This window comes from Sulfuricurvum sp. RIFOXYD12_FULL_44_77, from assembly GCF_001830725.1.
Classification (GTDB): Bacteria; Campylobacterota; Campylobacteria; order Campylobacterales; family Sulfurimonadaceae; genus Sulfuricurvum; species Sulfuricurvum kujiense_A.
On record NZ_MIBU01000003.1, the window covers coordinates 13,435 to 20,708 of the forward strand.

Genomic DNA, 7,274 nt, shown 5'->3' on the forward strand with positions numbered 1-7,274 from the left:
TAACATATGGCGCAGCGGACGGGACTCGAACCCGCGACCTCCTGCGTGACAGGCAGGCATTCTAACCAACTGAACTACCGCTGCAGCCAAAAATTATGGTGGGAATTACAAGACTCGAACTTGTGACATCTACCTTGTAAGGGTAGCGCTCTACCAACTGAGCTAAACTCCCGTGAGTTTAAAAAATCAAAATAACATGAACAAGTGGCGACCCCTAAAGGATTTGAACCTCTGTTCCTACCATGAAGTGATAGTGTCCTTGGCCACTAGACGAAAGGGTCACTGAAATCAACAATATGGTGTCCCGTGATGGATTCGAACCATCGACCCCTTCATTAAAAGTGAAATGCTCTACCAGCTGAGCTAACGAGACCTCTTCAATCATCAAAACTGGACGATTGTGAGGGCGAAATTATAGGGGAAAGATGTCGTTTTGTCAAGGAGAAAAAGCGATTTAGGTAAAAAACAATTCTTTGTCAATATTAAGGAGCATTTTAACGGCCATCAGAACACTTTGCTCTTGGATGTAGTTACGATCCCCTTCGAAATGAAAACGTTCCGTGTGGACAGAGGTTTTCGACCTGGCACTGATGTATACGGTTCCTACCGGCTTGGCATCGGTTCCCCCTGTAGGTCCGGCAATACCGCTGATCGCCATTGCATAATCAGAGAAACTGACGTTCATAGCCCCCTCGGACATCTCTAAGACAACTTCGGCGCTTACGGCACCGTGCTGTTCAATCGCGTCATCATCGACTGCCAGCCAGTTGGCTTTGAGAGTGTTAGAGTAGGTAACGAGTGAACCGTCAAAAATGTTGGACGCTCCACTTTGGGAGGTGAAAAAATGGGCGAGTGATCCACCGCTGCAGCTTTCGGCAAATGAGATTTTTTTATGGTGGTGAGAGAGCTTCTCAATAATAAACGCCCCGATATTGGTAGCCGCAATGACTTTATGATGCATTAAACCGCGAGCAGATGCAATAAACTGTGAAAGATTTCCATGACGTCGGGTATGGATACGGATTTTGAGCCACCCCTCTACCAATTCGCTGAATTCGAGTTTTACATCGAAGTTTTGGGCTAAGGGTTCAAGGAGCGTTTGGGCACTCAGGAGCTCTTCATTAAAGAGGTGGATAGTGGCAAGACGCGATTCATCATCGATAAGAATCGGGGGGAGCATTTTCCCCTCCGTCGCTAAAATAACGTTGATCTCAGAGCTGTTATGGGTGAGGAGATAGCTGCCGTTTTCTAAGATGCTGGCGCGGGATGGGATAAGCATCTGCTCTTTTAAAATTTGATTGTCGGCGGTGACGGTACTGAGGAGTTTCCCCACAATCGTAAAGGTATTTTTAGTTGTGATGATGATGAGCTTGGATTCATTTTTTAAAAGAGTTTCCAGATGTAAAAAAAGTCCTTTATCCGACTCTTCAAAATAGTTGATGGAATCGATCGACGCAAGACGATTTTTGATACTTCGGAGGATATAACGCTCATACGCTTCATTCAAAATCAGCCGATTACCTACGAAAATAACATCACGTTTCATGGTTTTCCTGAGTATAAAATTGGGATAGTATAGCACAGTGACAGCAAATTTTAATCACCTAAAAGATATAATGCACCACTTTTTCTATAAGGTAACAGATGGATTATAAAGAGACCCTCCTTCTACCTCAGACTGAATTTCCGATGCGTGGAAATTTGGTTCAAAACGAGCCTACACGGTATGCTGCGTGGATTGCAAACGATGTTTACGGCAAAATGAAAGCCAATCGTAAAGGCTCAGAGAGTTTTACTCTGCATGACGGTCCTCCGTATGCCAACGGCCATACCCATATCGGTCATGCTCTCAATAAAGTTCTTAAAGATATTATTGTTAAATATCACTATTTCAACGGTAAATCGGTTCGTTTTACTCCCGGTTGGGATTGTCACGGGCTACCTATCGAGCAGCAAGTAGAGAAAAAACTGGGCGGAAAACAGAAAAAAGAGCTTCTCAGCACGGCAGAAGTGCGCCAAATGTGCCGCGATCACGCGTCAGAGTTTGTCGGTATCCAGCGCGAAGAGTTTAAAAAACTCGGTGTTATTGCGGATTGGGATAATCCGTATTTGACGATGGATTCCAAGTTTGAAGCGAATATCTATCGCACTCTTTGCGCCGTGGCGAAAAAAGGGCTTTTAATCGAGCGTTCCAAACCGGTCTATTGGAGCTGGGCGGAGCGGACGGCGTTAGCTGAAGCTGAAGTTGAATACGAAGATAAAGAGGACTATTCCATCTATGTCGCGTTTGAACTAAACGACGATGCTAAAATCCGTGCAGGAATCGAAGGGAATGCCGCCATCGTGATCTGGACGACGACACCGTGGACGCTTCCGTCGAACACAGGGATTTCTCTTAACCCCGAAGAGGTATATGTTCGTACCAGTGACGGATACATCGTGGCTGAAAAACGCTACGATGCCCTTATTGAAGAGGGGGTGTTCACAGGTACGGTTGTGCAACGTATTGAAGCCAAAAAGTTTGAAAATCTTTATGCGATCAATCCTCTCAATGGCCGTGGTTCGCATTTGGTTTTGGGTGAGCATGTTTTGATGGAGAACGGTTCGGGGTGTGTTCACACGGCGCCGGGACACGGGGAAGACGACTATCGTATCGGGCTTCGCTACAACCTCGAAGTGGTGATGCCGGTCGATGAGACGGGATGTTACGATCAGACGATTGTCCGTGAAAAACTTTTACCGAATGCCGAAGAGTTTGTCGGAACCCATATTTTCAAAGCGAATGAGCCGATTATTGCCCTTTTGGGTGAGAGTGCGTTAAAAGTATCGAAATTTCGTCACTCCTACCCGCACTGCTGGCGTTCCCATACGCCGCTCATTTACCGTGCGACGAAGCAATGGTTTATCAGCGTTGACGGAACTCCTGCGGGGGAGAGCAAAACACTTCGCGAAATCGCGCAGGCTGAAGTAGCTAAAACGGCGTTTTATCCTGAGAGCGGACGTAACCGTTTGGGTTCAATGGTCGAGAACCGCCCTGACTGGTGTATTTCCCGTCAGCGTGATTGGGGTGTTCCTATTGCATTTTTCCGCGTTAAGGCGACGGGTGAAGTGATTTTGGATGAGAAAGTGCTCAACTTTATCGCGATGATTTTCGAGATGCACAGCACTGATGCGTGGTATTCGATGAGCATCGAAGAGCTCCTCTATCCGGGATCGGGATACAAAGCGGATGAACTTGAAAAAGTTTCCGACATTCTCGACGTTTGGTTTGATAGCGGTTCGACGTGGAATGCGGTGCTGAAATCACGCAACTACGATGCGGGAGAGTATCCTGCCGATTTGTACATCGAAGGGTCTGATCAGCATCGCGGATGGTTCCAATCTTCCCTCTTTTTGAGTACTGCGGTGGAACATATCGCACCGTACAAAGCGCTTCTCACTCACGGTTTCACCGTCGATGAGAAGGGTGAGAAGATGTCGAAATCGAAAGGGAACGTTGTTGCTCCCGAATCGGTACTCAAAGAGTATGGAAGTGAGATCTTGCGTCTGTGGGTAGCAATGAGCGACTATCAGGGAGATTTGAAAATCTCCGGCAATATCCTCAAACAAACGGCGGATCAATATCGAAAACTCCGTAATACTTTTCGTATTATGCTCGCCAATCTCGATGGACTCGAATCTATCGTCTCCTACAGCGAAATGGGTGAGATCGATAAGTGGATCGTGGCAAAAGCGAAAGAGGTATTTGATGAGACCCACCGTTTGTTTGGGGAGTACAATTTTGTTCATGGTATGAGCGGATTGAACTATTTCATCGTGAATGAACTCAGCGGTGTTTATATCGATATCACCAAAGACCGCATGTATTGTGATGCGGCCGACTCGGCAGAGCGCCGCTCGACGCAGAGTGCTATGGCAATTATCGCAAAATCGATGTTAGGGCTGATCGCTCCGATTTTGACCTATACCGCCGATGAGATTTTCGAGAATGCCCCCTCTATTTTAAAGGGAGAAGCAAACGATATTTTCGATGTAACGTACGCTTCTATCGAAGCGGTTGAGAGCAGCTGGGATGACGCAACGATGAAAGTGATCCGTGAAAAGTTCAATGAGATCGTGGATGGATTGAAAAAAGAGAAAGTGATTAAAAATACCCTTGAACTCGTTATCTCTACGAAGTCAGAGTCTGCCAAAGCAATGAAAAAAGAAGATATTGAAGAGTATCTGGTCATCTCTAAATGGTGCGCTTGCGAACTGAAAGATATTTTGGGGACATTTGAGATCGAGGGAGATATTTTTAATATCGCTCTCGCTACCAAAGCTAAATGCCCCCGCTGCTGGAAATACCATAGTGAAAAAGAAGAGATGGTGTGTAAACGATGTGCCTCAGTAGTTTCGGGATGGATGGTCGCAGAATGATTACTATGACACAGCCTGTTCCGATGAGTTTTATCATTGAAACCGTCGGAGTTATTTTGGCCGTCATTGGATTAGGTATTATGATGGTTAAACAAGCAAAACGTAGAAAGGAACGTGTATGATAACACTCAAAGAGGCGTTAAAGCTCTCGAAAGAGGAACTAAACTTACTCAAAGATGAGTTGAAAGCCAAGATTGCCGCCAATCCTGAATTGAATGCGTATATTGATGTGCTTAATGTCGGTGAGGGGATTCCGATCGCGATTAAAGATAATATCCAAGTTACGGGATGGTCGGTTACTTCAGGGTCTAATATCCTCAAAGGGTATATTGCCCCTTATAACGCGACTGTTATCGAAAAACTTCTCGCTAACAATATGTCTCCATTTGGGCGGACAAATATGGATGAATTTGCGATGGGTTCAACGACGGAGAGCAGCTGTTACGGCAAAACGCTCAACCCGCTGAACCACAACTGTGTCCCGGGTGGAAGTTCGGGCGGTTCGGCAGCGGCAGTGGCGGCAGGGCTTGCGGTAGCGGCTTTAGGAAGTGACACGGGTGGATCGATCCGTCAGCCGGCGGCGTTTTGCGGTATCGTCGGGATGAAGCCGACCTACGGACGTGTGAGTCGTTACGGGCTTGGTGCGTATGCGAGTTCACTCGATCAGATCGGACCGATGACCCAAAACGTTGAAGATGCGGCGATTTTGTATGATATTATCCAAGGTCATGATCCGAAAGATTCAACCTCTGCAGAGCGCAATGACGGCACTGTGAGTGATAAACTCGATCGTAATGTGAAACTAAAAATCGCTGTCGTACCTGACTATGTCAAGGATGCCTCAGAAGATGTCCGCAAAGCGTATACAAAAGCGATAGAAGCCCTTAAAAACGCAGGACATACCATCGTCGAGAAAAGCCTGATGGACCCGAAATACGACATCTCAGCGTACTATATCACCGCAACGGCGGAAGCGACAACCAATCTCGCCCGCTATGACGGTATCCGCTACGGGAATCGTGTCGAAGGAGAGAATCTAAAGGATACTTTTCTTCAAACCCGCTCACAGGGTTTCGGTGCCGAAGTACAACGTCGTATTATGCTCGGAAACTTCGTCCTCTCATCAGGCTATTACGATGCCTATTATGTCAAAGCCCAAAAAGTGCGCTCATTGATTCAAGAGGAGTATAATAAGATTTTCGAAGAGGTTGATCTTATTTTAACTCCGGTTGCTCCCCGTACCGCGTACGAGTTTGGGGCTCTTAGCGATCCGCTTGAGATGTATTTGAGCGATATTTACACCATTTCGGTCAACCTCGCGGGACTTCCCGCGATCTCGATTCCGGTCGACACGAGCGATAACGGTATGCCTGTCGGACTTCAACTCATTGCCGCTCCGTATGCGGAGCAAACACTTTTTAACGGGGCACTTAGCCTCGAAACTCAATTACAAGGATAACCTCATGAATATTCGTAAACGCGCCCTCACTTTTGAAGATGTATTGCTTATCCCAAAATACTCTGAGGTTCTCCCTAAAGAGGTGAGTTTAAAAACAATGTTGACCCGTAACATTCCCCTCAATATTCCGATGGTTTCGGCGGCTATGGATACGGTAACGGAATACCGTGCGGCAATTGCTATGGCACATTTGGGCGGTATCGGGATTATCCATAAAAATATGGATATCGAGACTCAAGTCAAGCAGATCAAAAAAGTTAAAAAATCAGAAAGCGGTATCATTATAGACCCAATTTTTGTTCATCCGGATGCTACCCTTGAAGATGCTGAAGCATTGATGAGTGAGTTTAAAATTTCGGGTGTTCCTGTCGTCGATACCCATAATAAATTACTTGGGATTTTGACCAACCGTGATATGCGTTTTGAGAAAGATTTATCGAAGTTAGCAATTGACGCGATGACTCCAATGCCGTTGGTAACGGCACAAGCTGGGATCACATTGGCAGATGCTGAGCAAATGATGCACGTTAATAAAATTGAGAAGCTTCCGATTATTGATAACAACGGCTTGCTTAAAGGGCTGGTAACGATCAAAGACATTAAAAAGCGAATCGAATACCCTCACGCGAACAAAGATGATTTCGGCCGTCTTCGCGTCGGTGCGGCGATTGGTGTCGGACAGCTTGACCGAGCGCGTGCTCTTGTAGATGCGGGTGTGGATGTTTTGGTACTTGACTCGGCTCACGGTCACTCTAAAGGGATTTTGGATACCGTTAAAGCGATCAAAAAAGAGATGGTCGTTGACATCATCGCCGGAAATGTTGCTACGGGTGAAGCGACACTTGCTCTTATCGAAGCGGGTGCTGATGGGGTTAAAGTGGGTATCGGGCCTGGATCTATCTGTACAACCCGTATTGTTGCCGGTGTAGGTGTCCCTCAAATCTCGGCTATCGATGAGTGTGCCGCTGTTGGGCGTGCACATGGCGTACCGATCATTGCCGATGGAGGTATTCGCTATTCAGGTGATATTGCCAAAGCCCTCGCCGTTGGTGCGAGCGTTATTATGGCGGGATCACTCCTCGCAGGAACCGAAGAATCACCGGGCGATACGATCATGTACCAAGGGCGTCAATATAAATCATACCGCGGTATGGGCTCAATAGGGGCTATGACAAAAGGTTCAACCGATCGTTATTTCCAAGAGGGGACGGCTGCAGATAAACTCGTTCCTGAGGGGATTGAAGGGCGTGTACCGTTTCGCGGAAGTATCGCTGCGGTAGTGCATCAGATGATGGGGGGGCTACGCTCTTCTATGGGATATTGCGGCTCTGAGAGCATTGAAGCGTTCTGGGATAAGGCAGAGTTTGTCGAAATCACCAGTGCAGGGCTGAAAGAG

General features: G+C 46.8%; 5 protein-coding genes and 4 tRNA genes. 4 read left to right on the top strand and 5 right to left on the bottom strand.

Annotated elements, in window-relative coordinates:
• Positions 1-7: 7 nt before the first annotated feature.
• The 5 genes from A2517_RS00240 to A2517_RS00260 form a co-directional block, all read right to left on the bottom strand.
• Positions 8-84: transfer RNA gene (locus A2517_RS00240), tRNA-Asp, on the bottom strand.
• A gap of 12 nt (positions 85-96) precedes the next feature.
• Positions 97-172: transfer RNA gene (locus A2517_RS00245), tRNA-Val, on the bottom strand.
• A gap of 33 nt (positions 173-205) precedes the next feature.
• Positions 206-281 (bottom strand) — tRNA-Glu (locus tag A2517_RS00250).
• 16 nt (positions 282-297) lie between these two features.
• Positions 298-373: transfer RNA gene (locus tag A2517_RS00255), tRNA-Lys, on the bottom strand.
• Positions 374-454: 81 nt separating this feature from the next.
• Positions 455-1,546, bottom strand: a complete 1,092-nt coding sequence (locus A2517_RS00260) for a CinA family protein (protein WP_294893352.1) — start codon at positions 1,544-1,546, stop codon at positions 455-457.
• Between the two features lie 98 nt (positions 1,547-1,644).
• Here A2517_RS00260 and ileS point away from each other — a divergent pair, with 98 nt between their 5' ends.
• From ileS to guaB, 4 genes are all read left to right on the top strand, one after another.
• Positions 1,645-4,419 carry an isoleucine--tRNA ligase gene (gene ileS, locus A2517_RS00265; protein WP_294893353.1) on the top strand — a complete coding sequence of 925 codons (2,775 nt, stop codon included), beginning with the start codon at positions 1,645-1,647 and terminating at the stop codon, positions 4,417-4,419.
• Positions 4,401-4,541, top strand: coding sequence for a hypothetical protein (locus tag A2517_RS00270; RefSeq protein WP_294893354.1), 141 nt, complete (start codon positions 4,401-4,403; stop codon positions 4,539-4,541). The genes ileS and A2517_RS00270 overlap by 19 nt, the downstream gene beginning before the upstream one ends.
• Entirely contained in the window at positions 4,538-5,878 is a 1,341-nt protein-coding gene (gene gatA / locus A2517_RS00275; protein WP_294893355.1) for an Asp-tRNA(Asn)/Glu-tRNA(Gln) amidotransferase subunit GatA, read from the top strand. Before A2517_RS00270 ends, gatA begins: the two co-directional genes overlap by 4 nt.
• Before the next feature lie 4 nt (positions 5,879-5,882).
• Positions 5,883-7,274: IMP dehydrogenase (guaB, locus tag A2517_RS00280; protein ID WP_294893356.1), on the top strand; the 1,392-nt coding region annotated here is incomplete at its 3' end.

What these genes read in the sequence shown, in the direction of transcription:
- A2517_RS00260 (WP_294893352.1), bottom strand. Translation starts at nt 1,546, where the DNA reads ATGAAACGTGATGTTATTTTCGTAGGTAATCGGCTGATTTTGAATGAA.
- A2517_RS00270 (WP_294893354.1), top strand. Translation starts at nt 4,401, where the DNA reads ATGGATGGTCGCAGAATGATTACTATGACACAGCCTGTTCCGATGAGT.
- ileS (WP_294893353.1), top strand. Translation starts at nt 1,645, where the DNA reads ATGGATTATAAAGAGACCCTCCTTCTACCTCAGACTGAATTTCCGATG.
- gatA (WP_294893355.1), top strand. Translation starts at nt 4,538, where the DNA reads ATGATAACACTCAAAGAGGCGTTAAAGCTCTCGAAAGAGGAACTAAAC.